Raw genomic sequence first — 23,685 nt, forward strand, 5'->3', positions numbered from 1 at the left:
GATAATCGCCAACGCAGCGGCCTCCGCCGGGCGCCTGCGGCGCCGGTCGCGACGCAGAGCGGCGCTCCAACAGGGTGGGGGAAACAAGGCTGTGGGAGGACGATTTATCGCACGACCGCGGTGTTGCCCCGCCTTGGCGATAGTTGCCAGCGCAGCAGCGCTTCGGTAGTCGCTATGTTCGAACATGAAAAAACACCCCGACGAGTCGTTTCGTCGAGGCGTTTTTGTCGGTGATCGGGAGAGATCAGCCCAGCAGGTGTTCGACGGCGGCGCGTTCTTCACGCAGTTCGTCTTCGGTGGCTTTCATGCGGCCGCGGCTGAAGTCGTCCACGTCGAGTCCCTGAACGATCTCGTAGTCGCCGTTCTGGCACCGCACCGGGTAGGAGTAGATGATGCCCTTCTCGATGCCGTAGCTGCCATCGGAGGGAATCGCCATGCTGACGACGCCGTTGGCGCCCAGCGCCCAGTCGCGCATGTGGTCGATGGCGGAAGAGGCGGCAGACGCAGCGGAAGAGGCGCCACGCGCCTTGATGATGGCGGCACCGCGCTGCTGCACGTCGGGGATGAAGGTGTTCTCGTACCAGTCGCGCTCGACCAGATCGAAAGCGGCCTTGCCGTCCACCTTGCAGTGGGCCAGGTCCGGATACTGGGTCGCGCTGTGGTTGCCCCAGATGATCATGTTCTCGACGTCGGTGACACGCTTGCCGGTCTTCTGGGCCAGTTGGGTCAGGGCGCGGTTGTGATCCAGGCGCGTCATGGCGGTAAACTGACGCGGGTTCAGGTCCGGCGCATTGCAGGATGCGATGAGGGCGTTGGTGTTGGCGGGGTTGCCCACCACCAGGACACGCACGTTGCGGCTGGCGTTGTCGTTCAGGGCCTTGCCCTGCACGGAGAAGATCGCGGCGTTGGCTTCGAGCAGGTCCTTGCGCTCCATGCCGGGGCCACGCGGACGGGCGCCGACCAGCAGGGCGAAGTCGGCGTCCTTGAACGCGACATTGGGGTCGTCGGTGGCGACGATGTCCTGCACCAGCGGGAAGGCGCAATCGTTCACTTCCATGACGACGCCGTTCAGCGCGTCCATGGCCGGCGTGATCTCGAGCAGCTGGAGAATGACGGGCTGATCCGGGCCCAGCATGTCGCCTGCCGCGATACGGAAGATAAGGGAGTAGCTGATCTGGCCAGCACCGCCGGTAATGGCAATACGTACGGGATCTTTCATCATTGCTCCTTCGGATTGGTCGCCGTGAGGATGAGCCGGATGGCATGACAGCCATCCCCGGCTCGGATTCGGAACGCGTGAATGGTATGCCTGCGGTGCACAAAACTCAATCCGACCTCCGGCTAGGCAGCCTGCCTGGCCGCGGCCGGGGTCCGTCCATGGGGGCTGTCAGGCGTGAAAGGGTGTTTTTTTGGTTTCCATGACGAAACAAATCGATAGAAATTGGCCCAAGACCCGGTTTTCACAGTAGATTGGTGCTGGCCGATCGGTCTCTACGCCTGCGCGATGCCGTGCTCGTTCGCAGTTCAGGTCAAAGTTCACGTCAACCCATGGAAGGCCGCATGCCAAGACGTCCCCCTCTTTCCTACCTGCTGGCCGCCGCCCTGCTGCTGGCACTCTTGCTGTGGCTGGCATTAGGCGACCTGCAGCGTTTCCAGACGTCGGCGCCACCAGGCGACCCCGCGCCGGAGGATACGCCGACCCGCGTCGAATACCGGCTCATCCAGGCGGTGCCGCATACGCCGCGGCTGGTGGCTCAGGGCCAGCTGGAGGCCGTCCGGGAGGTGGAGCTCCGCAGCCGCCAGGCCGGGCGGGTGTCCGAGCTTCCGATCACGCAGGGAACCAGCGTGGAGGCCGGCGATGCCTTGTTGAGGCTGGCACCGGATGCCCTGGAGGCACAGCTGTCCAGGGCCGAGGATCAATTGACCCTGGCACGAGCCGAACTGGCCGGTGCCGAGGGCCTGCGCCAGCGCGAGCTGATTTCGCAGCCCGAGCTCTTGCGCCTGCAGAGCAGCGTCAGCATGGCCGCCGCCGATGTGGCCGAGCTGCGCCATACCCTGGATGAGACGCGGCCCATCGCTCCCTTCGATGGCGTGCTCGACCGCCTGGACGTGGAGCTGGGCGAGGTACTGCAGATTGGCGAGGTCTACGGCCGGCTGGTCGATGACCGTCAGCTCATCGCCAGCGCCTGGGTTTCCCAGCGCGATGCCCTGGCGCTCGACCCCGGCCTGCCCGTCGAGGTGCGCCTGCTGGATGGCTCTGTCCTTCCCGGCGAGCTGACCCATGTGGCCAGCCGCGCCGACGATGCGACCCGTTCCTATTACGTCGAAGCCGCCCTCGACAATCCGGAGCGCCGCCGGGTCGCCGGCGCCAGTGCCACCCTGACCATTACCCTGGCCGAGCGCGATGTCCACCGCTTCTCTTCCGCGCTGCTGGAGCTGGACAACGAGGGCAGGCTGAAAGTGAAGCATCTGGACGACGACGACAGGGTGGTGAGTTCTCCTGTCAGCCTGGTGGAGGCCGACACCCGGGAAGTGCACGTGACCGGCCTGCCCGAGACGATTCGCCTGATCACCCTCGGCGGCGGGTTCGTCGTGGAGGGTGACCGTGTCATGGCGGTACCTCTCGAGCAGGACGAGGCGGCACGGGAGACTCCCTGACCATGCGCACTCTGATCGAAGCCGCCATGGACCGGTCGCGCACCACGCTACTGGTGCTCGTCTCGCTGCTGCTGGCGGGACTGGCCTCCTGGCAGGCGATACCCAAGGAAGCCAACCCGGACATTGCGATCCCGATCATTTACGTCGCTCTGTCACTGGAGGGGGTCAGCCCGGAGGATGGCGAACGACTGCTGGTTCGACCCATGGAGCAGGAGTTGCGCACCATCCAGGGGGTCAGAAAGATGACGGCTCTGTCGAGCGAAGGCCACGCTGCCGTGACCCTGGAGTTCGATGCCGGTTTCGATCCCCGGCAGGCGCTGGCCGACGTGCGCGAGAAGGTCGATATCGCCAGCGCCGAACTGCCCGAAGAAGCGGATGAACCCCGGGTGTTCGAGGTCAACGTGGGCCTGTTTCCGGTGCTGTCGCTTGGCATTTCCGGCCCCCTGGAAGAAGTCCAGCGCCTCGCCATCGCCCGCCAGCTCCAGGATGCCATGGAGGGTATCCCCGAGGTCCTCGAAGTGGATATCGGTGGCGAGCGTGAAGAGATGCTGGAGATCGTTCTCGACCCCCTGGTGCTGGACAGTTATGGCGTCGATTTCGATGACCTGTTCAGCCTGATCAGCCGCAATAACCGGCTGGTGGCGGCGGGCAGCCTGGATACCGGTGCCGGCCGCGCCCCGATCAAGGTGCCGGGTGTGATCGAGTCGCTGGAAGATGTCATGGGCATGCCGGTCAAGGTCGATGGCGACCGGGTCGTGACCTTTGCGGATGTCGCCTGGATTCACCCCAGCTTCAAGGACCCCGATGGGTTTGCGCGCATCGACGACGAGCCCGCCATGGTACTGGAAATCGCCAAGCGCGCCGGGGCCAACCTGATCGCCACCATCGCGAGCGTTCGCGGCATACTGGATGAGGCCGCGCCATTGCTACCCGACGAGCTCACCATTACGACCATCATGGATCAGTCCGAAACCGTCGAGGAGATGCTATCGGAACTGCTCAACAACGTCGTGACCGCCGTGGTGCTGGTGTTGGTGGTCATACTGGCCGTCATGGGACTGCGCTCGGCGCTATTGGTGGGGCTGACCATTCCGGGGGCCTTTCTCACCGGCATCCTGCTGATCTGGGCGGTCGGCTACACGCTCAACATCGTGGTGCTGTTCTCTCTGATCCTGGTCGGCGGCATGCTGGTGGACGGCGCCATCGTGGTCAGCGAGCTGGCCGACCGCAACCTGCGCGAAGGGCAGTCTCCACGCGACGCCTGGGTCAATGCGGCTTCACGAATGAGCTGGCCGGTGATCGCCGCCACCGCCACCACCATTGCCGTGTTCATACCGCTGCTGTTCTGGCCCGGCGTGGTAGGCGAATTCATGAAATATCTACCCGCCACGGTGATCCTGTGCCTGCTGGCCTCGCTTGCCATGGCGCTGATCTTCCTGCCCACCCTGGGCGGCCTGTTCAGTGCCCGCACGACCCGGCCCAGCCGTGGCGATGAACTGATCACGGGCGGCGGGCGTCTCTACCGTGCCGTGCTGGCCCGCCTGCTGGCCTGGCCAGGCATGACACTGCTGCTCACTCTGCTGCTGATGGCGGTGATCTTCACCGGCTACGGGCGCTTCAATCACGGCGTGGAATTCTTCCCGGCCGTCGAGCCGGATACGGCCCAGGTCATCGTCCGCGCCCGGGGGGACTATTCCACCATGGAGAAGGATGCCATCGTGCGCCGCGTAGAGGCACGCCTGGCAGGCATGAGCGAGGTGCAGGCGCTCTATGCCCGCTCCTATGGCATTCCCGATGAGCAGGTCGGCAACGACGTGATCGGCGTGGTGCAGTTCCAGTTGATCGACTGGCAGCAGCGCCGGCCCGCCCGACTCATCATGGCCGAAATGGCGGAACGCACGGCAGACCTGCCCGGCGTGGTCATGGAGTTTCGTGAACAGCAGGAGGGGCCCGGCGCCGGCAAGCCCATCGTGCTGGAGATCAGCGCCCAGGACCCGGCCGACGGGGATGCCGCCGTTACCCTCATTCGCAGTGCCATGGAACGCCTTGGTGGCTTCCGCGACATCGAGGACAACCGCAGCCTGCCCGGTATCGAGTGGCGCATGCAGGTGGACCGCGAGGCCGCCGCGCGCCTGGGCACCGATGTGGCGGCCGTAGGCAGTGCCGTGCAACTCATCACCACCGGCCTGCAGGTCGCCAGCTATCGGCCGGCCCATGCCCCCGATGAAGTGGACATCCGCGTTCGCCTGCCCCAGACCTGGCGAACCCTGGACCAGTTGGACCGACTGACGCTGAACACGACTCGAGGCCAGGTGCCTGTTTCGCACTTTGCCAGCCTGGAACCGGCACCCAAGGTGGGTACCCTGCATCGTATCGATGGGCTCAGGGCCATCACCCTGGAGGCGGACGTGGCCGCCGGCTACCGACCCGACGAGCGGCTGAGGGCATTGCTGGAATCGGTGCAAGCACTGCCCGATGGCGTTCAGGTCAACGTGGCCGGAGAGCAGGAGGATCAGGAAGAAGCCAGCCGATTCCTGATCACGGCGTTCTTCGTGGCGATCGGCCTGATGGCCCTCATCCTGGTGACCCAGTTCAACAGCCTCTATCAGGCGGCCCTGGTGATGTCGGCCATCGTGTTCTCGACGGCCGGTGTCCTGATGGGCCTGCTCGTCAACGGCCAGCCCTTCGGTATCGTCATGGTGGGGATGGGTATCATCGCCCTGGCGGGCATCGTGGTGAACAACAATATCGTGCTGATCGACACCTACAATCAATTGCGCCGCGAAGGTCTGAGCCCCGGAGAGGCAGCCCTCGAGGCAGGCGGCCTGCGCCTGCGACCGGTGCTGCTTACCGCTATCACCACGGTGCTGGGGCTGATGCCGATGGTGCAGGGAATCAACGTCAACCTGTTCGCCCCCAGCCTGGGGATCGGCGCTCCCTCGACCCAGTGGTGGACCCAGCTTTCCAGCGCCATCGCCGGCGGCCTGGCATTCGCCACCGGGCTGACGCTACTGCTGACCCCCTGCATGCTGGTGCTGGGTAAAGACAGGCGCGCCGGGGAGCCTGTGGGTGAAGCCACACATCGCGGCGCGCCTGCCTCACGGAACGGTGACGAGGAGTCCGGCCGATGAGCCATGCGCCTCCTGCCGGGCGCATCGGCGAGGTCTTCGGTGCCTTTCTGCTGCTGGGCCTGACCTCCTTCGGCGGCCCCATTGCCCACCTCGGCTACTTTCGCACCGAGTTCGTGGAGCGGCGGCGCTGGCTCACCGAACACGCGTATGCCGACCTGGTGGCGCTGTGCCAGTTCCTGCCTGGGCCCGCCAGTAGCCAGGTGGGTTTCGCCCTGGGGCTGATGCGCGCCGGTCCCTGGGGCGCAGCGGCGGCCTGGGCGGCCTTCACCCTGCCCTCGGCCATCGTGCTGGTGCTGTTCGCCTTGGGGGCTGCCGTGCTTGATGGCCCCGTCAGCCAGGGTGTCATCCACGGCCTCAAGGTGACGGCGGTGGCCATCGTCGCCCACGCCGTGTGGGGCATGGCGCGCAGCCTGTGCCCCGACCGGCAACGCGCCGGCATCGCCCTGGCCGCAGTATTCACCGTGGTACTGGTCAGCGGTCCGTTGGGGCAAGTAGCCGCCATCGTGATCGGCGCCCTGGCCGGTATGGCGCTGTGTCGGGCCCATGCCGAGGCCGGCGTGCACGAGCTGCCGCTGCCCGTCTCCACCCGCGCCGGTCACTTGGCGGGGCTCGCCTTCGTCGTCCTGCTGACCGGCCTGCCGTTACTCGCCTGGGTCAGCCCCTCCGCAACCCTGGCGGTCATGGATGCCTTCTATCGCGCCGGCGCCCTGGTATTCGGCGGTGGGCATGTCGTGCTGCCGCTGCTGGAGGCCGAGGTGGTGCAATCCGGCTGGGTGGGTGCGGACGAGTTCCTGACAGGCTATGGCGCCGCCCAGGCCGTGCCGGGGCCGTTGTTCACCTTTGCCTCCTATCTGGGCGCGGTGATGGCGCCGCTCGGCGGCAGCCTGTTCGGTGCCACCCTGGCGCTGGTGATGGTCTTCCTGCCCGGGATGCTGCTGCTGCTGGCAGTACTGCCCCACTGGAACCGATTCCGCCGCTGGGACAGCGCGCAGGCACTGATGCGCGGTGCCAATGCGGCAGTGGTGGGCATTCTGGGCGCCGCCCTCTATCAGCCGGTCTGGACCGGCGCCATTCTCGGCCCCCGCGAGTTCGCCCTGGCGCTGACCGGGTTTCTCCTGCTCAGCGTCTGGAAACTGCCCGCCTGGGCGGTGGTCGTCATTCTTGCCGGTGGCGGCCTTCTCATCGCCTAAAAAGAATGCCCCGGGGCTTATACCCTCGGGGCGTTCCAGGTTCCGCGATACGCGAGCCCCTTCACGGGGCGTTGGTAGCGGCGGCCTTTGGTGTATGGGCGGCGTGCAACCGGGCAATCAACTGGTCTTCCAGGGCGAAACGTTCGGTCAGCCCCTTGGCCAGGCGGTCGAGCCAGGCAGGCAGGCGTGGCAGGAAGTGCTGGCAGCGTACCGGCGTGGAGTAGTCGGCATCGAAGGAGAGCACCAGTTCCGTGGACATGTCCAGGCGCTCGAGCAGCTTTGCGGCGATGATCAGCGCATCGTGATCCTCGAAGGCATTCGCTTCCTCGCGCAGTTGAGGGTATATCTCGAAGTGACCGGCGCTGATGTAATCCATCAACAGCTCGCTGAAGCGATCGATCTGCATCTTGCTTACCGCTTCGAGCTCTGCATCACAGGCCTCCTTGAGCTCGACAAAGCTCACCAGCAGCTCGCGACGCTCATCAAGCCATCGGTCGATCAGCTGGTGTACGCCACCCCAGCGCTCCCGAGCACTCTTGCAGTCTTCCAGCATGTTCGCCTCCTTCCCTAGTGAAGCCGGGGCCCTGCCAGGCCCGAAACCACAGACTCGCCCTTGCCGAGCGCGGTGTCAATCCTACCGACGACGGGAATGCCCATGCTCTAAACCTAAATCTTTCAATCTTGAAACTTTATGCTTGAACTAACTGTCTCGCGTGCCTAGTCTTCAAGACAGCCAATAACAAACAACATGACCAGTGGATGATCACGACCCATGAGAATCGCCTGCCTGGGCGGAGGCCCCGCCGGCCTCTACTTCGCCATCAGCATGAAGCTGCACGACCCGTCCCACGAGATCGTGGTGGTCGAACGCAACCGCGCCGACGATACCTTCGGCTGGGGGGTGGTGCTGTCGGACGAGACCCTGGACAACCTGGCACGCAACGACGCCGTGAGCGCCGAGCGCATTCGCGAGCACTTCGCCTATTGGGACGACATCGCGGTGATCCATGACGGCACCAAGACGGTCTCCACCGGCCACGGCTTCTGCGGCATCGGCCGTCAACGGCTTCTGATCCTGCTGCAGGAGCGCGCCCGGGAGCTCGGCATCGAGCTGCGCTTCGAAACCGATATCGCCACCGAGGCCATCGACGGCTTCCGCCGCGAGTTCGATCTGGTGCTGGCGGCCGACGGGCTCAACTCGCGGACGCGCCAGGCCTTTGCCGAGGCGTTCAAGCCGGACATCGACGTGCGTGACTGCAAGTTCGTCTGGCTGGGCACCCGCCAGACCTTCAACGACGCCTTCACCTTCCTCTTCGAGAAGACCGAGCACGGCTGGGTGTGGGCCCACGCCTACCAGTTCGACAAGGAGACCGCGACGTTCATCGTCGAATGCAGCGAGGCCACCTGGCGGGCCTTCGGCTTCGGCGAGATGAGCCAGCGGGAGTCGATTGCCGTCTGCGAGCGGATCTTCGCCCGCCACCTGGGCGGTCATTCGCTGATGACCAACGCCCACCATATCCGCGGTTCCGCCTGGATCAACTTTCCGCGGGTGCTGTGCGAGCGCTGGAGCTTCGAGAACGTGGTGCTGATGGGCGATGCCGCGGCCACCGCGCACTTCTCCATCGGTTCCGGTACCAAGCTGGCACTGGAGAGCGCCATCGCCCTGGCCGATTACCTGCATAGCGAGCCCGACATGGCCGCCGCCTTCGCCCGCTACGAGGAGGAGCGGCGCACCGAGGTGCTGCGCCTGCAGTCGGCGGCACGCAACTCCACCGAGTGGTTCGAGCAGGTGGAACGCTATCTGGACCTCGACCCGGTGCAGTTCAATTACTCGCTGTTGACCCGTTCCCAGCGCATCAGCCACGAGAACCTGCGCCTGCGCGACCCCGAGTGGCTGGGCAGCGCCGAGCGCTGGTTCCAGCGGCAGGCGGGTGTCCCGGACAGTGACCGCGCGCCCATGTTCGCCCCGTTCAGGTTACGCGACATGACCCTGGCCAACCGCATCGTGGTCTCCCCCATGGCCCAGTACAGGGCCGTGGACGGCTGCCCCACCGACTGGCACTTCGTGCACTACGCCGAGCGGGCCAAGGGCGGTGCCGGTCTGGTCCATGTCGAGATGACCTGCGTCAGCCCCGAGGGCCGCATCACGCCAGGGTGCCCGGGCTTCTACGCCCCTGAACACGAGGCCGCCTGGCGGCGCCTGTGCGACTTCGTGCACGCCGAAACCCCGGCGAAGCTGTGCGCCCAGATCGGTCATTCCGGCCCCAAGGGCTCGACCCAGCTGGGCTGGCGGGAGATGGACGCGCCGCTGCCGGAAAACAACTGGCCGCTGCTGGCCGCATCGGCAGTGCCCTGGTCGGAGCGCAACCAGGTGCCGAAGGCGATGGATCGCGGCGACATGGACCGGGTGCGCGACGAGTTCGTCGAGGCCGCCAGGATGGCGGATCGCGCCGGCTTCGACATGGTCGAGGTCCACGCCGCCCACGGTTATCTGCTGTCGTCCTTCATTACCCCGCTGACCAATCATCGCGATGACGAGTACGGCGGCTCGCTGGAGAACCGCCTGCGCTACCCGCTGGAGGTGATCCGCGCGGTGCGCGCGGCCTGGCCCGCCCACAAGCCGCTCTCGGTACGCATTTCGGCCAGCGACTGGGTGGAAGGGGAAGGCGTGACTCCGGACGAGGCGGTGGCGATCGCCCGCCTGCTGCAGGCCGCCGACGTGGACATCGTCGACGTTTCCGCCGGCCAGACATCGACCCGTGCCCGGCCGGTCTATGGCCGTATGTTCCAGACGCCCTTCTCCGACCGCATCCGCAACGAAACCGGCATGGCGACCATGGCGGTGGGCAACATCTACCAGGCCGATCATGTCAACTCGATCCTGATGGCGGGTCGTGCCGACCTGGTATGCCTGGCACGCCCGCACCTGGCCGACCCCTACTGGACGCTGCACGCCGCGGCCGGGCTGGGCGACAGCCAGTGCGACTGGCCGCTGCCCTACGGCCCCGGCCGCGACCAGCTCCAGCGCCTGGCCGAACGCGGCGAAGGGTGGGTGTAGCATGGACGACCTGAACGCCAAGCAAGTGGTCATCACCGGCGGTGGCAGTGGCATCGGCGCCGACATGGCGCTGGCCTTCGCCGGGGCGGGCGCCGAGGTGACCATCACCGGACGCCGCGCCGCGCCGCTCGAGGCCATGGCCGCCCGCCATGCGAACCTCCACGCCGCCGTGGTGGACGTCACCGACGAAGCGGCCATGGCGGCTCTGTTCGAGCGCCTCGGCGAGGTGGACATCGTCATCGCCAATGCCGGGGCGGCCGAGAGCGCGCCCCTGGTCCGTACCGGGCTCGACCAGTGGCAGCGCATGCTGGACGTGAACCTCACCGGGGCGTTCCTGACCCTGCGCGAAGGGCTCAGGCACCTGGCCGACGGCGGCCGCCTGATCGCCGTGGCTTCCACCGCGGGCCTCAAGGGTTATGCCTACGTGGCCCCCTACTGCGCCGCCAAGCACGGCGTGGTCGGCCTGGTTCGCGCCCTGGCCCAGGAGACCGTCGGGCGCGACATCACCGTCAACGCCCTGTGCCCCGGCTTCACCGACACCCCCCTGCTCGAGGCAAGCGTCGAGACCATCGTGGCCAGAACCGGCCAGTCGGCAGAGCGGGCGCGCGCCCATTTCCAGTCCACCAACCCCGGCGGCCGCCTGATCCAGCCGGCCGAGGTCACCGCCACCGCGCTGTGGCTGTGCGGGCCGCACAGCGGCGCCATCAACGGCCAGGCGATCTCGATTTCAGGAGGCGAGACATGACGGCCCCGTTTGCGCAACAGGAAGCCTTGAGCAAGGAGCGCCTGCGCCTGTGGCTGCGCATGCTGCGGGTGACCCGCCAGGTGGAGGCGGCACTGCGCGAACGACTGCGCGTCGAGTACGACTCCACCCTGCCCCGCTTTGACGTCATGTCCGCCCTGCAGCGCGCCCCGGACGGCCTGAAGATGAACGAGCTGTCGCGCTCGCTGCGGGTGTCCAACGGCAACGTCACCGGCATCGTCGACCGGCTGGTGGAAGACGGCAGCGTCGAGCGAATCGCCATCGAGGGCGACCGCCGCGCCACCCGGGTACGCCTGACACCGGCCGGCCGTGACGCGTTCACCACCATGGCGGTGGCGCATGAGGGTTGGGTCAACGCCCTGCTCGACGGCGTTACCGAAGAGGATGCCCACCATATCGGCGAGCTGCTGCACCGCTTGCCAGCCGAGACGGGAGAACGACAATGAAACTGGCCGACCTGACGCCGCGACACTTTCTCTGGCGCATGGAGGGAGATGTCGCCGTCATCCAGTTGAACCGCCCCGAGCGCAAGAACCCGCTCACCTTCGACAGCTACGCGGAGCTGCGCGACACCTTCCGCGACCTGGTCTATGCCGAGGACGTGAAAGCGGTGGTGTTCGCCGCCAACGGCGATGACTTCTGCTCCGGCGGCGACGTGCACGAGATCATCGCCCCGCTGGTCGATAGCGACATGAAGGAGCTGCTGGCCTTCACCCGCATGACCGGTGACCTGGTCAAGGCGATGATCCACTGCGGAAGGCCGGTGATCGCCGCCGTGGACGGTATCTGTGTCGGCGCCGGCGCGATCATTGCCATGGCCTCGGATATCCGCTTCGCCACTCCCCGGGCCAGCACCGCCTTCCTGTTCACCCGGGTGGGGCTCGCCGGCTGCGACATGGGGGCCTGCGCCATGCTGCCCCGTATCATCGGCCAGGGCCGCGCCGCTGACCTGCTCTACAGCGGCCGCAGCATGAGCGCCGAGGAGGGCCACCAGTGGGGCTTCTACAATCGCCTCGTCGAGCCGGAAGCGCTGGAGGCCGAGGCGCTGGCCTATGCCACCCGACTGGCCAAGGGCCCGACTTTCGCCCACGGCATCACCAAGACCCAGCTCAACCAGGAGTGGTCGATGAGCCTGGAACAGGCCATCGAATCCGAGGCCCAGGCCCAGGCGATCTGCATGCAGACCCGCGACTTCGAGCGCGCCTATCGCGCCTTCGCCGCCAGACAGAAGCCGGTCTTCGGGGGGGATTGATGAGCGACACGAGCTTTCTGAACTGGCCCTTCTTCGAGCCGCGCCATCGCGAGCTGGCCGAACGGCTGGAGCGCTGGTGCCAGGCCGAGCTGCCGCGGGACCACGCCGACGTCGATGCCACTTGCATTCGCCTGGTGCGCGATCTCGGCCAGGCCGGTTTTCTCGATGGCACCGCCGGCGACGCCATCGACGTGCGCAGCCTGTGCCTGATCCGCGAGACGCTGGCCCGCCACGACGGCCTGGCGGATTTCGCCTTCGCCATGCAGGGGCTGGGCACCGGCGCCATCAGCCTGTTCGGCTCGCCGGCACAGCGCGAATGGCTGGAGAAGACCCGTCGCGGCGAGGCCCTTTCCGCCTTCGCCCTTTCCGAACCCCGTTCCGGCTCCGACGTGGCCCAGCTCGACACCACGGCCGAGCTCGACGGAGACACGTATCGCCTCGACGGCGAGAAGACATGGATTTCCAACGGCGGCATCGCCGATCTCTACACGGTCTTCGCCCGCACCGGCGAAGGGCCCGGTGCCAAGGGGCTCTCGGCGTTCCTGGTACCGGCCGACACGCCGGGGCTCGAGATTTGCGAGCGGCTGGAGACGATCTCGCCGCACCCCCTGGCACGGCTCGGCTTCAATGACATGCGGCTGCCGAGGAGTGCGGTGATCGGCCAGCCCGGCCAGGGCTTTCGCATCGCCATGTCGGTGCTCGACGTCTTCCGTTCCACCGTGGGCGCCGCCGCCCTGGGCTTCGCCCGCCGGGCACTGGACGAGTCGCTTGCGCGCGCCCGTGGCCGCGAGCTGTTCGGCGCCCAACTGGCCGACCTGCAGATGGTCCAGGGACACCTGGCCGACATGGCGCTGGACGTGGATGCTTCCGCGCTGCTGGTCTACCGCGCCGCCTGGACCAAGGACCAGGGCGCCGAACGCGTCACCCGCGAGGCGGCCATGGCCAAACTGTTCGCCACCGACCGCGCCCAGCGGGTCATCGACAAGGCGGTGCAGCTTCACGGCGGCGACGGTGTGCGCAAGGGGCATATCGTCGAGAGTCTCTATCGCGAGATTCGCGCCCTGCGCATCTACGAGGGCGCTTCCGACGTACAGAAAGTCATCATTGCCCGCAGCTGCTTGGCACAACAGGACACCGCCCGAGACGAACAAAACGATAAGGGGAAGCGCTGAACAAATCGGCGAGCGAGATGAAGCGCAAGGCGCACGGAGCACAGGAGCCGGAGCCTATGGGGTTATAGGTGAGGATTCCGACGCTTCGGCACCGCGCAACGCAGCGATTCGCTCGCGCAGGCATTTGTGCAGTGTTTCCCAAGACACGCCAGACACCGTATCCCCCTGTCGACGCCCCAGGGCGCCGAACAACAAAAACACGATGTACGGAGAATGGTCATGAACACACCATCGGCCCATGGCGACAGCTTCGCTCGGGACAACCTGCCCCCCGGGGCGCGGTTTCCCGACCTGTTGCTTGCGGGCTTCGACTACCCCGAGCGGCTCAATGCCGCCGTGGCGCTCTGCGACCGGCAGGTCGAACAGGGCCACGGCGACCGTGTCGCCCTGATCGGCAACGGCCGGCAACGCACCTACTGTGAGTTGGCCGGATGGACCAATCGCCTGGCCCACGCCCTGGTCGAGGACCTGGGCGTGCGACCGGGCAATCGGGTGCTGATCCGCTCGGCCAACAACCCGGCCATGGTGGCCTGCTGGCTGGCCGCCACCAAGGCCGGCGCCGTGGTGGTCAACACCATGCCAATGCTGCGCGCCGGCGAGTTGGGCCAGATCGTCGACAAGGCCGAGGTGTCGCTGGCCCTGTGCGACTCGCGCCTGCTCGAGGAACTCGAGGCCTGCGCCTCGAACAGTGCATTCCTTCAGCGGGTCGTCGCCTTCGACGGCACCGCCAACCACGACGCCGAGCTCGATCGCCTGGCGCTGGACAAGGCCGACGACTTCGCTGCCGTGGATACCGCCGCCGACGACGTGGCACTGCTGGGCTTCACATCCGGCACCACCGGTGAGCCCAAGGCCACCATGCACTACCATCGCGACCTGCTGATCATCGCCGATGGCTATGCCAGGGAGGTGCTGCAGGTGACGCCGGACGATGTCTTCGTCGGCTCGCCGCCGCTGGCCTTCACCTTCGGCCTGGGGGGCCTTGCGATCTTCCCGCTGCGCTTCGGCGCCACGGCGGTGCTGCTGGAACGCGCCTCGCCCCCCAACATGCTGGAGATCATCCGGGAGCATCGCGCCACGGTGGTCTTCACCGCCCCCACCGCCTACCGCACCATGCTCGCCTCCCTGGAGAGCGGGCGCGAACTGGAGAGCCTGCGGGTGGCGGTATCGGCCGGCGAGACATTGCCCCCGCCGATCTATCACGACTGGATCCAGCGCACCGGCACTCCCATCCTGGATGGAATCGGCGCCACCGAGATGCTGCACATCTTCCTCTCCAACCGACTGGACGACCACCGCCCCGGCTGTACCGGCCTGCCGGTGGCAGGCTACGAGGCCCGCATCGTCGATGCCGGCATGCGTGAGCTGCCCCGAGGCGAGGTCGGCCGCCTGGCGGTGAGGGGTCCCACCGGCTGCCGCTATCTGGCCGACTCACGCCAGCGTGACTATGTCCGCGATGGCTGGAACATTACCGGGGATGCCTTCTATCAGGATGCCGAGGGCTATTTTCATTTTGCCGCTCGCAACGACGATATGATCGTATCCGCCGGCTACAATATCGCCGGTCCCGAAGTCGAGGCCGCGCTGCTGGCCAACGAGATGGTGCGGGAGTGCGCGGTGATCGGTGCACCGAATGGCGAGCGTGGGCAGATCGTCGAAGCCTTCGTGGTACTGTCTCCCGAGATCGAACCGGACGAGGGCTGTGTCCAGCGTCTGCAGGATTTCGTCAAGCAGACCATCGCGCCTTACAAGTATCCCCGTTCGATCCGTTTCGTCGAGACGTTGCCGAAGACGGCTACCGGAAAGATTCAGCGCTTCCAGTTGCGTCAGGCGCACTATCCCGACAACCCGGTGCCATGACGGCGCTCCGCAACATCCACAATACCAACAACGCAGAGAGGGTAACCCCCATGAAGACATTCGCAAGCGTCGGCCTCGGCCTGCTGCTCTCCTCCAGCCTGATGGCGGCCCATGCCGACGAGGTGAAGATCGGCATGATCACCACCCTGTCCGGCGGCGGCTCCCATCTCGGCGTGGATGTTCGCGATGGTTTCAGGCTGGCCATCGAGCAGGCCGGCCGCGATGACATCGAACTGCTGGTACAGGACGACGCCAATCGTCCCGATCTGGCCAGAAGCCTCTCCAACGAGTTCATGCAGCGCGACAACGTCGATATCCTCACCGGCCTGATCTGGTCCAATCTGGCCATGGCGGTGGTGCCCGCCGCCGTGCGCCAGGGCACCTTCTACATCTCGCCCAACGCCGGCCCCTCCGACCTGGCCGGGCGCATGTGCCACGAGAACTATTTCAACGTCGCCTACCAGAACGACAACCTGCACGGCGCGATGGGCGCCTACATGCGCGAGCAGGGCTACGAGCGGCCGATCCTGCTGGCCCCCAACTACCCCGCCGGCACCGATGCCCTGGCCGGTTTCAAGCACCTTTACGAGGGCGAGGTGGTCGACGAGATCTACACCCAGATGGGCCAGACCGACTACGCCGCCGAGATCACCCAGATCCGCGCCAGCAATGCCGACAGCCTGTTCTTCTTCCTGCCCGGCGGCATGGGTATCTCCTTCATGAACCAGTGGGACAATTCCGGCGTCGATCTGCCGGTGTTCGGCGCGGCCTTCTCCTTCGACGAAACCATCATCAAGGCGGTGGGCAGCGCGGCGATCGGTGCCATGAACACGTCGCTGTGGGCCTACGACCTCGACAACGAGGCCAACCACAGGTTCGTCAGTGGCTTCCAGGAGGCCTACGACCGGATGCCGACCCTCTATGCCGCTCAGGGCTATGACACGGCCTTGCTGATTTTCAGCGCCCTGGACAAGGCGCACCCGAGTGACCAGGATGCCTTCCGCGAGGCATTGCGCGAGGCCGACTTCGACTCGGTGCGTGGCAAGTTCCGCTTCGGCCCCAATCACCATCCCATCCAGGACATCCATGTCCGCGAGGTGGTCGAGGGTGACGACGGCCAGCCCACCAACCGCCTGGTCGGCCTGGCCGTCGAGGACATCCAGGACGTCTACGCCGTCGACTGCCAGATGTAAAACATAAGGAAGCTTGCCGTGTCCGTTACCTTGTTTATCGAGCAGCTCATCAACGGCCTGCAGTTGGGCACCATGCTGTTCCTGATGGCCAGCGGGCTGACGCTGGTATTCGGCGTGATGGGGCTGATCAACCTGGCCCACGGCTCCTTCTACATGGTCGGCGCTTATGCCACTGCCCTGGCCACCGCCGCCACCGGCTCCTTCTTCACCGGCCTGGTGGCCGGTGTACTGGTTGCCGCCGCGGTGGGTGCGCTGGTCGAGCTGATCGTCATCCGACGTCTCTACCACCGTCCCCATCTCGATCAGGTCCTGGCCACCTTCGCGCTGATCCTGATCTTCTCCGAGGGCACTCGCTGGCTGTTCGGCTCCTCGCCGCTGTGGCTCAGCCCACCACAGTCCCTGACGGGCTTCGTCACCCTGCCCGGCGGCGCCCGCTATCCGCTCTACCGGCTGGTGATCATCGGTGTGGGCATCGCCGTGGCCATCGGTCTCTACCTGCTGATCTCGCGCACCCGGCTGGGCATGCGTATCCGCGCCGGCGAGAGCGACCGCGAGATGATCGGCGCGCTGGGCGTCAACATCGCCCGCCTCTATACCCTGGTGTTCGCCATGGGAGCGGCGCTGGCCGGCCTGGCCGGGGCGATGGTCGGCGCCCTGCAGTCGGTGCAGGTGGGCATGGGGGAGCCGGTATTGATCCTGGCCTTCGTGGTCATCGTCATCGGCGGCATCGGCTCGATCAAGGGCGCCCTGTTCGGCGCCGTCCTGGTCGGTGTCGTGGACACCCTGGGACGCGTCTTCCTGCCGGCCCTGTTCCGCAATTTCATGAGTCCCTCCGAAGCCGCCGGGGTGGGGGCCGCGCTGGCCGCCATGCTGATCTACATTCTCATGGCCGTCATTCTCGCGTTCAAGCCGAAGGGGTTGTTTGCCGCCAATGGATAAACTCAAGACAGGTATCATCGCGCCTCCCGGCCTGCCGGCGATGCCGGCCAGGTGGTTCGATCGCAAGGGCCTGGTTCAGATCGGCCTGCTGGCCCTGCTGCTGCTGGCGCCACTCGCCGCCTATCTGCTGGGCCATATCTACTATATCAACCTGGCCTCGCGCATTACCGTGATCGCCATGGCCGCCGTGGGGCTCAACCTGGCGATCGGCTATGGCGGCATGGTGAGTTTCGGCCATGCCGCCTACTTCGGCCTGGGTGGCTACGTGGCCGGCATCAGCGCCTATCACGCCTTCGATTTCACGCCGTTCATGAGCTGGCCGGTCGCCATCCCGGGCAGCGACAGCATGCTGGTGATCTGGCTGGCCGCCATTCTGCTTTGCGGCCTGCTGGCGCTGGCCATCGGCGCCATCTCGCTGCGCACCACGGGGGTCTACTTCATCATGATCACCCTGGCCTTCGCGCAGATGATGTACTACTTCGCCAACTCCTGGCCCTCCTATGGCGGCGAGGATGGCCTGCCGATCTATCTGCGCAATACGCTGCCCCTGGTCGATACCAACCAGCCCCTGGTCTTCTTCCTGATCTGCTTCGCCGGGCTGTTGCTGTCGATGGCGATCACCTCGCGACTGATGAAGTCGCGCTTCGGTGCGGCCCTGACCATGGCGCGACTCAACGATACGCGCCTGGCGACCGCCGGGATTTCCCCCTACCCCATTCGACTGATGGCCTTCGTCATCTCGGCCATGATCACGGGCCTGGCCGGCGCGCTGTATGCCGACCTCAACGGCTTCATCAGCCCCACCATGCTCAGCTGGCACTTTTCGGGGGAGCTGATGGTAATCGTCATCCTTGGTGGGGTTGGCCGACTCTATGGCCCGCTGGCCGGAGCCATCCTGTTCGTGATGATGGAGACGCTGCTGGGTGGGCTGACCGAATACTGGAAGCTGTTCCTCGGCCTGATGCTGCTGTGCGTGGTGCTGTTCGCCAAGCATGGGGTGATGGGGTGGCTGGCCGGGAGAGAGCGTAATGAGTGAGAGCGTGCTGTCCCTGACCCGCCTGTACAAGCGCTTCGGCGCCCTGCAGGCCACCCACGACGTCTCCCTCGATCTGCAGCCGGGCGAGATCCACGCGCTGATCGGCCCCAACGGCGCCGGCAAGTCGACCCTGATCGGCCAGATCGCCGGCAGCCTGCGCCCGGACGAGGGCAGCGTGCACCTGGCCGGCAAGGAGATCACGGCATTGAATGTCTCCCAGCGGGCCCGCCTGGGACTGGGCCGCAGCTTTCAGATCTCGTCGCTGGCCGAGCCGCTGTCGGTGATGCGCAACGTGATGATCGGCGTCCAGGCCCTGCAGGGTCACAGCTTCCGTTTCTGGACACCGGTGAGCCGCGACGAGAGCCTGCAGGCTCCCGCCCGCGAGGCGCTGGAGCGCATGCGGCTTGGCCACCGCGCCTGGACGCCGGTGTCGGAACTCTCCCATGGCGAACGCCGTCAGGTCGAGGTCGCCTGTGCCCTGGCACTCAAGCCCCGTGTCCTGCTGCTGGACGAACCCATGGCGGGCCTCGGCCCGGAGGGCACGGCGCAGCTCACCGAGCTGCTCGAGGCGCTCAAGCAGGAGGTGCCGATCCTGTTGATCGAGCATGACATGGAGGCGGTGTTCCGGCTTGCCGACCGTATCTCGGTACTGGTGGCCGGCAGCATCATCGCCCAGGGCGATAGCGCCACGATTCGCCGAGACCCCCACGTCCGCGAAGCCTACCTGGGAGATTGAGATGCTCACCGTCACCAATATCGAAACCTTCTACGGCCCTTCCCAGGCGTTGTTCGGCGTGAACCTCGCCGTGGAGGCGGGGGAACTGGTCGCCCTGATGGGCCGTAACGGCATGGGCAAGACCACCACCATCCGTTCGATCTTCGGGCTGACACCGGCCCGCAGCGGCAGCATCGAGTTCGAGGCGAAGGACCTGCGTCGCCTGCCCGCCTACCGTATCGCCCAGGCCGGGCTGGGGCTGGTTCCCGAAGGGCGCCGCTGTTTTCCCAATCTCTCGGTGCGCGAGAACCTGGTGGTGACCTCCGGCCCCGGCTACTGGAGCCTGGCAAGGGTGGAAGAACTCTTCCCACGGCTCGCCGAGCGGCGCTATCAGATGGCAAGCACCCTGTCGGGCGGGGAACAGCAGATGCTGGCCATCGGGCGGGCGCTGATGACCAATCCGCGCCTGCTGGTGCTCGATGAAGCCACCGAAGGCCTCGCCCCGGTCATCCGTCGGGAGATCTGGTCGGCCATACGCCTGCTCAAGGAGCAGGGCCAGTCCACCCTGATCGTGGACAAGTCCCTCTCCGAGCTGCTGCCCATCGCCGATCGCTGCACCATCCTCGAGAAGGGGCGTACGGTATGGAACGGCCAGCCCGATGCCCTCGACGATGCCATTCGCGACCGCTATCTCGGCGTGTGACAGGAGAGCACCATGACCTTCACGACCCGGCGGAAAGTCCGCTTCCAGCACTGCGACCCGGCCGGCATCGTCTTCTACCCGCGCTACTTCGAGATGATCAACTCGGTGGTGGAGGACTGGTTCGCCGAGGTGGTGGAGCACGACTTCAACCGGCTCCACGTCGAGTCGGGCACCGGGGTGCCCACCGCTTCCATCGAGACCCGGTTCCACGCTCCGAGCCGGCTGGGAGAGGTGCTGGAGTTCCGCCTCACCCCCCTCGCCACGGGTCGCACCAGCCTCAAGCTGCGGGTCACCGCCTACCGCGGCGACGAACGACGCCTGACCAGCGACTCCACCCTCGTTTTCGTCGACCTGGCCAGCGGAAGACCGCTTCCCTGGCCCGATGCCATGCGTCGGCACTTTGCCATGGACAGCCAATAAGGATACCTATAATGAGTGACGCCTCCGTACACCAGCTCCTCCACCCCTCCCACTGGAAAACCGCCGTGGGGTATGCCAACGGCACGCTCGCCTCCGGGCGCACCGTCTATGTCGGCGGACAGATCGGCTGGAATGCCGGCCAGGTGTTCGAGAGCGACGATTTCGTCGCCCAGGTGCATCAGGCCCTGATCAACATCGTCGAGGTGCTCGATGAAGCCGGTGCCGGCCCCGAGCACCTGGTGCGTCTGACCTGGTACGTGACCGACAAGCAGGAATACCTGGCGCGGCTCAAGGAAGTGGGCGCCGCCTACCGCGAGGTGCTGGGCAAGCACTTCCCGGCCATGACCATGGTGCAGGTCGCCGACCTGATAGAGGACCGCGCCAAGGTGGAGATCGAGGCCACTGCCGTACTGCCGGAGGGCTGAGCCCGCTCCCCGTTCCAGAACCGCCCCGGGGAATGCCGGGGCGAATCGTATCGGGCCGGTGTAACGGCAAGGCGGCGGGAACGCTGTCAGGCCGGCCGCCGGTGCCAGGCGCCGATCCGCTCCGCGACGTGTCCGCCCGGGCGGTAGTGATCGAGAAGGGAGAAGTGGTCGTCGTCGGGCAGCAGTTCGGACGTGACCTCCATCCCCTGGGCCTCCAGGTGCCTGGCGTGGGCCAGCATCTGCCGCTCGAATTCGCTGGACTCCTTGCCACCCGCCACCAGGTGCACCGGCGCCGGAACATGGGTGCGCCGAAAAAGCGGGCTGTAGGCGGCCACGTCGCGCCCGGTGAGCTGAAGCTTGGGCTGCAGCCACGACCAGGGAAAAGGCCCCAGGTCGTACAGGCCGCTGAGACACAGCGCGCCGCGGATCAGGTCGTTGGGCAGGCCGAACACACCTTCCCAGTCGGTGGCGAGCAGCATGGCGCAGAGATGCCCACCGGCCGAGTGCCCCGAGACGCTCAGCTGGCCGGCATCGACACCCAGCCGCTCGCCATTGCGATGGACCCAGGCCACTGCCGCCTGGCTCTGCCTGACCACTTCGCTGAACGGCACCGAGGGACAGAGCGCATAGTTGACCACCGCCACTGTGACCCCCGCCCGCACCAGACCATCGACGACGAAGCCGAACTCCTTGTGGCTCAACGAGCGCCAGTAGCCGCCGTGAAAGAACAGGTGCACCGGTGTCTTCGTACCCTCGGCATGGAAGACGTCCATGCACTCGGCAAGCGAGGGGCCGAACGGCTGGTCGAGGGTGACCCGATACCGGGCGCGCGACGCTTCGCTGCGTGCGCGCCAATCGGTGACGAGCGCCATCGGGTCACGCTCGCGCAAGGGATCGTATTGGCGATCGATCGCTTCCTGGGTGGCGAAGTCACGATAGAGCATGGTGGTGTCCCTATTGTTGGATCAGGCCGGACGGCGTTCGCGGAAGGCTCCCAGCAGCATGCCCAGCGGCGCCAACGCCAGTATGACGAAGCCGATCAGCGTCCAGCCGGGCAGCGAGATGCCCAGCAGCAGGAAGTCGATCTCGGCACATTCGCCGGAGCCCGATAACACCATGGCCAGCACGTCACGCAGCGGCAGGATATCCATCATGTAGTCGAGGCCGGGCCCACAGCTTGGCACCTGGTCCGGCGGTAGGGACTGGAGCCACAGGTGGCGCCAGGCCACCGCGATCCCGCCGATGACCGCTGCCAACGCCAGCCCGCCGTATAGCGCGGCTCCCGCCCTTCCGAGCGGGTCATGGATCGCCGCGACGATGAATACCGCCGCCGCCGCCAGTACGGCCACCCGCTGGAAGATGCACAGTGGACACGGCTCCAGGCCGCCGATGTGCTCCAGGCCCAGCGCCACCAGCATCATCAGCACGCAGAAGGCCAGGCCGCCCAGGCTCCATTGACGTACGCTCACCCGTTGCAATCCCGACGTCACGACGCCTCTCCCCGGCTTGCCGCGGCGGTGGCACGAGGCTCCCGGGCGCGGTCGAAATAGTGAGCGAGGAAGTCATCGAAGCTGTCCACGTCGGTGGCCTCGATGTCCTTCTGCTGCTGATGGGAGGTTTCGACCAGTTGATCGAAAAGCACCTCGCGGGCATGATCCATGGGTTCGCTTCGCAGCCGTTCGGCCTGCTCCCGGGCAATGGCGAGCATGGAATCGACGAAACCTTCGCCGGTCTCTTCCAGCCGACGCATCAGCTTGCCGGAAGGCGTCAGAGACGGATCGCCGAGGCTAGGCGCCAACGCCGCCAGGGCCTCCACATGGGGCGTGCTCTCCTCGAGACGATCGAGCAGCGAGGCCACCTGCGCCATTTCGGCGAAGATCTCGCCCCCCCAGTCGGCCACGGAGCGCAGCCGCCCGTCATGCTCCAGCCGCAGCTCGGGATCACGCCCCCGGTCCACCACGCGCTTGCGGTTGTCATCCAGCCGGTCGCACTCGTCGTCGCTGATCCATCCACTCTCGGCGAGCAGGCACCACATCAGGAAGGTATCGAGGAAGCGAATGCGCGACTCGTCGATTCCCAGTGTCAGCAGGGGGTCGAGATCGAGACAGCGAACCTCGATGTACTCCACCCCTCGTGCCTCGAGGGCCTGGCTGGGGGTCTCGTTGTGGCGGGCGACCCGCTTGGGGCGGATGTCGCTGTAGTACTCGTTTTCGATCTGCAGGATATTGGCATTGAGCTGACGCCAGCCGCCATTCTCCCTGACACCCAGCGCCTCATAGGGCGGCCACGGCGTCGAGATGGCGTGCCGCAGCGTACCGACGTAATTGGACAGCGAGTTGAAACAGATCTTGAGCTGCGCCTGGACCTTGTTCTGGTAGCCCAGGTCCGACATGCGCAGGCTGGTGGCGTAGCGGGAAACCAGCGTGTCGTGCCCATGCGCCTGCAGGTTGTCGGGAATGCCGCCGTCCGGCAGGAAGCTGCGGTCCAGCGCCGGGGAAGCGCCGAACAGGTAAAGCAGCAGCCAGCTGTGGCGGCGAAAGTTTCGGATCAGCCCGAAGTAGCGGCTGGAGCGGTATTCGCTCATCGGGGTATCCGTGGCCCCGTCCCGCTCACGCAGCAGCGTCCACAGCTCGTCCGGCAGCGAAACGTTGTAGTGGATACCGGCGATGGCCTGCATGATACGGCCATAGCGCACGTCCAGGCCCTTGCGGTAAACGTGCTTCATGATGCCCACATTGGAGCGGCCATAGTCGGCGATGGTCACGCTATCGTTACCATCGAGCCGTGGCGGCATGCTGGCCGGCCAGACCAGTTCGTCTTCCAGGTGACGATAGCTGAAGCGATGCAGGTCGGCCAGGAACGCCATGGCGTCGCTCGGACGACTGTAGACCGGCGTGATGTACTCCAGCAACGCTTCGGAATAGTCGGTGGTGATATGGGGGTGGGTCATCTTGGAACCCAGCGCCCATGGATGGGGCGTGGCGGCGATGCGTCCATCCCTATCAACGCGCAGTCCTTCCTTTTCGATGCCTCGGCGCAGACGGCCGAAACGACCCTCGGCAGCCAGCGTGGAAAGGTGCGCAACGGTAGCAGAAAATGAATCAGACAAGGCATGGACCCCGTGTCTCGGAAGCCTGCGGCAGGATTCCCGGTCGAAGCGTGCCGGCCGC

At 66.2% G+C, this 23,685-nt stretch carries 21 protein-coding genes; 16 read left to right on the plus strand and 5 right to left on the minus strand.

What is annotated here, in order from left to right; all coding sequences use genetic code 11:
- Positions 1 to 244: 244 nt before the first annotated feature.
- Positions 245 to 1,219 carry a malate dehydrogenase gene (locus tag C1H69_RS17430; RefSeq protein WP_102654656.1) on the minus strand — a complete coding sequence of 325 codons (975 nt, stop codon included), beginning with the start codon at positions 1,217 to 1,219 and terminating at the stop codon, positions 245 to 247.
- Positions 1,220 to 1,560: 341 nt separating this feature from the next.
- On the opposite strand from C1H69_RS17430, the gene C1H69_RS17435 reads away from it, so the two are divergent.
- The 3 genes from C1H69_RS17435 to chrA are packed head-to-tail and all read left to right on the plus strand — an operon-like array spanning position 1,561 to position 6,979.
- Positions 1,561 to 2,658 carry an efflux RND transporter periplasmic adaptor subunit gene (locus C1H69_RS17435; RefSeq protein WP_102654657.1) on the plus strand — a complete coding sequence of 366 codons (1,098 nt, stop codon included), beginning with the start codon at positions 1,561 to 1,563 and terminating at the stop codon, positions 2,656 to 2,658.
- Between the two features lie 2 nt (positions 2,659 to 2,660).
- Positions 2,661 to 5,789, plus strand: coding sequence for an efflux RND transporter permease subunit (locus C1H69_RS17440; RefSeq protein WP_102654658.1), 3,129 nt, complete (start codon positions 2,661 to 2,663; stop codon positions 5,787 to 5,789).
- Positions 5,786 to 6,979: a chromate efflux transporter gene (gene chrA, locus C1H69_RS17445; RefSeq protein ID WP_102654659.1), complete on the plus strand. Its 1,194-nt coding sequence runs from the start codon at positions 5,786 to 5,788 to the stop codon at positions 6,977 to 6,979. Before C1H69_RS17440 ends, chrA begins: the two co-directional genes overlap by 4 nt.
- A 61-nt stretch (positions 6,980 to 7,040) precedes the next feature.
- Here chrA and rsd read toward each other — a convergent pair whose 3' ends face one another.
- Positions 7,041 to 7,532, minus strand: a complete 492-nt coding sequence (rsd, locus tag C1H69_RS17450; protein ID WP_102654660.1) for a sigma D regulator — start codon at positions 7,530 to 7,532, stop codon at positions 7,041 to 7,043.
- 219 nt (positions 7,533 to 7,751) lie between these two features.
- Between rsd and C1H69_RS17455 the strand changes: the two genes are divergently transcribed.
- The 13 genes from C1H69_RS17455 (at position 7,752) to C1H69_RS17515 (ending at position 20,515) form a co-directional block, all read left to right on the plus strand.
- Entirely contained in the window at positions 7,752 to 10,037 is a 2,286-nt protein-coding gene (locus tag C1H69_RS17455) for a bifunctional salicylyl-CoA 5-hydroxylase/oxidoreductase (protein ID WP_102654661.1), read from the plus strand.
- A gap of 1 nt (position 10,038) precedes the next feature.
- Positions 10,039 to 10,782 (plus strand): SDR family NAD(P)-dependent oxidoreductase, encoded by a 744-nt coding sequence (locus C1H69_RS17460; RefSeq protein WP_102654662.1) that lies wholly within the window; start codon positions 10,039 to 10,041, stop codon positions 10,780 to 10,782.
- Positions 10,779 to 11,246 carry a MarR family winged helix-turn-helix transcriptional regulator gene (locus C1H69_RS17465; RefSeq protein ID WP_102654663.1) on the plus strand — a complete coding sequence of 156 codons (468 nt, stop codon included), beginning with the start codon at positions 10,779 to 10,781 and terminating at the stop codon, positions 11,244 to 11,246. The genes C1H69_RS17460 and C1H69_RS17465 overlap by 4 nt, the downstream gene beginning before the upstream one ends.
- Positions 11,243 to 12,052, plus strand: coding sequence for an enoyl-CoA hydratase family protein (locus C1H69_RS17470; protein ID WP_102654664.1), 810 nt, complete (start codon positions 11,243 to 11,245; stop codon positions 12,050 to 12,052). The genes C1H69_RS17465 and C1H69_RS17470 overlap by 4 nt, the downstream gene beginning before the upstream one ends.
- A complete protein-coding gene (locus C1H69_RS17475; RefSeq protein WP_102654665.1) occupies positions 12,052 to 13,224 on the plus strand; it encodes an acyl-CoA dehydrogenase family protein in 1,173 nt (390 codons plus the stop codon). The genes C1H69_RS17470 and C1H69_RS17475 overlap by 1 nt, the downstream gene beginning before the upstream one ends.
- Positions 13,225 to 13,443: 219 nt before the next feature.
- Positions 13,444 to 15,084 (plus strand): benzoate-CoA ligase family protein, encoded by a 1,641-nt coding sequence (locus C1H69_RS17480; protein WP_102654666.1) that lies wholly within the window; start codon positions 13,444 to 13,446, stop codon positions 15,082 to 15,084.
- 50 nt (positions 15,085 to 15,134) lie between these two features.
- Positions 15,135 to 16,277 carry an ABC transporter substrate-binding protein gene (locus C1H69_RS17485; RefSeq protein ID WP_102654904.1) on the plus strand — a complete coding sequence of 381 codons (1,143 nt, stop codon included), beginning with the start codon at positions 15,135 to 15,137 and terminating at the stop codon, positions 16,275 to 16,277.
- Between the two features lie 18 nt (positions 16,278 to 16,295).
- Complete coding sequence (locus C1H69_RS17490) at positions 16,296 to 17,216, plus strand: branched-chain amino acid ABC transporter permease (RefSeq protein WP_102654667.1); 921 nt, start codon at positions 16,296 to 16,298, stop codon at positions 17,214 to 17,216.
- A gap of 40 nt (positions 17,217 to 17,256) precedes the next feature.
- Positions 17,257 to 18,252 (plus strand): branched-chain amino acid ABC transporter permease, encoded by a 996-nt coding sequence (locus tag C1H69_RS17495; RefSeq protein ID WP_240610006.1) that lies wholly within the window; start codon positions 17,257 to 17,259, stop codon positions 18,250 to 18,252.
- Entirely contained in the window at positions 18,245 to 18,988 is a 744-nt protein-coding gene (locus C1H69_RS17500) for an ABC transporter ATP-binding protein (RefSeq protein ID WP_102654669.1), read from the plus strand. The genes C1H69_RS17495 and C1H69_RS17500 overlap by 8 nt, the downstream gene beginning before the upstream one ends.
- A 1-nt stretch (position 18,989) precedes the next feature.
- Positions 18,990 to 19,670 (plus strand): ABC transporter ATP-binding protein, encoded by a 681-nt coding sequence (locus tag C1H69_RS17505; RefSeq protein ID WP_102654670.1) that lies wholly within the window; start codon positions 18,990 to 18,992, stop codon positions 19,668 to 19,670.
- 12 nt (positions 19,671 to 19,682) lie between these two features.
- Complete coding sequence (locus C1H69_RS17510; protein WP_102654671.1) at positions 19,683 to 20,090, plus strand: acyl-CoA thioesterase; 408 nt, start codon at positions 19,683 to 19,685, stop codon at positions 20,088 to 20,090.
- 11 nt (positions 20,091 to 20,101) lie between these two features.
- On the plus strand, positions 20,102 to 20,515 hold the full coding sequence (locus tag C1H69_RS17515) for a RidA family protein (RefSeq protein WP_102654672.1): 414 nt from the start codon (positions 20,102 to 20,104) through the stop codon (positions 20,513 to 20,515).
- Positions 20,516 to 20,601: 86 nt separating this feature from the next.
- Here the strand turns inward: C1H69_RS17515 and C1H69_RS17520 are convergent, their stop codons facing one another.
- From C1H69_RS17520 to gshA, 3 genes are read right to left on the minus strand one after another with little or no spacing between them, the layout of a single operon-like run.
- The gene (locus C1H69_RS17520; RefSeq protein ID WP_102654673.1) at positions 20,602 to 21,459 is read right to left on the minus strand and encodes an alpha/beta hydrolase; all 858 of its coding nucleotides are present in this window, start codon (positions 21,457 to 21,459) and stop codon (positions 20,602 to 20,604) included.
- Positions 21,460 to 21,480: 21 nt separating this feature from the next.
- Positions 21,481 to 22,005 (minus strand): disulfide bond formation protein B, encoded by a 525-nt coding sequence (locus tag C1H69_RS17525; protein WP_240609989.1) that lies wholly within the window; start codon positions 22,003 to 22,005, stop codon positions 21,481 to 21,483.
- Entirely contained in the window at positions 22,002 to 23,624 is a 1,623-nt protein-coding gene (gshA, locus tag C1H69_RS17530) for a glutamate--cysteine ligase (protein WP_102654906.1), read from the minus strand. Before gshA ends, C1H69_RS17525 begins: the two co-directional genes overlap by 4 nt.
- Between the last annotated feature and the right edge of the window lie 61 nt (positions 23,625 to 23,685).

It is taken from the genome of Billgrantia endophytica (assembly GCF_002879615.1).
GTDB lineage: Bacteria > Pseudomonadota > Gammaproteobacteria > Pseudomonadales > Halomonadaceae > Halomonas > Halomonas endophytica.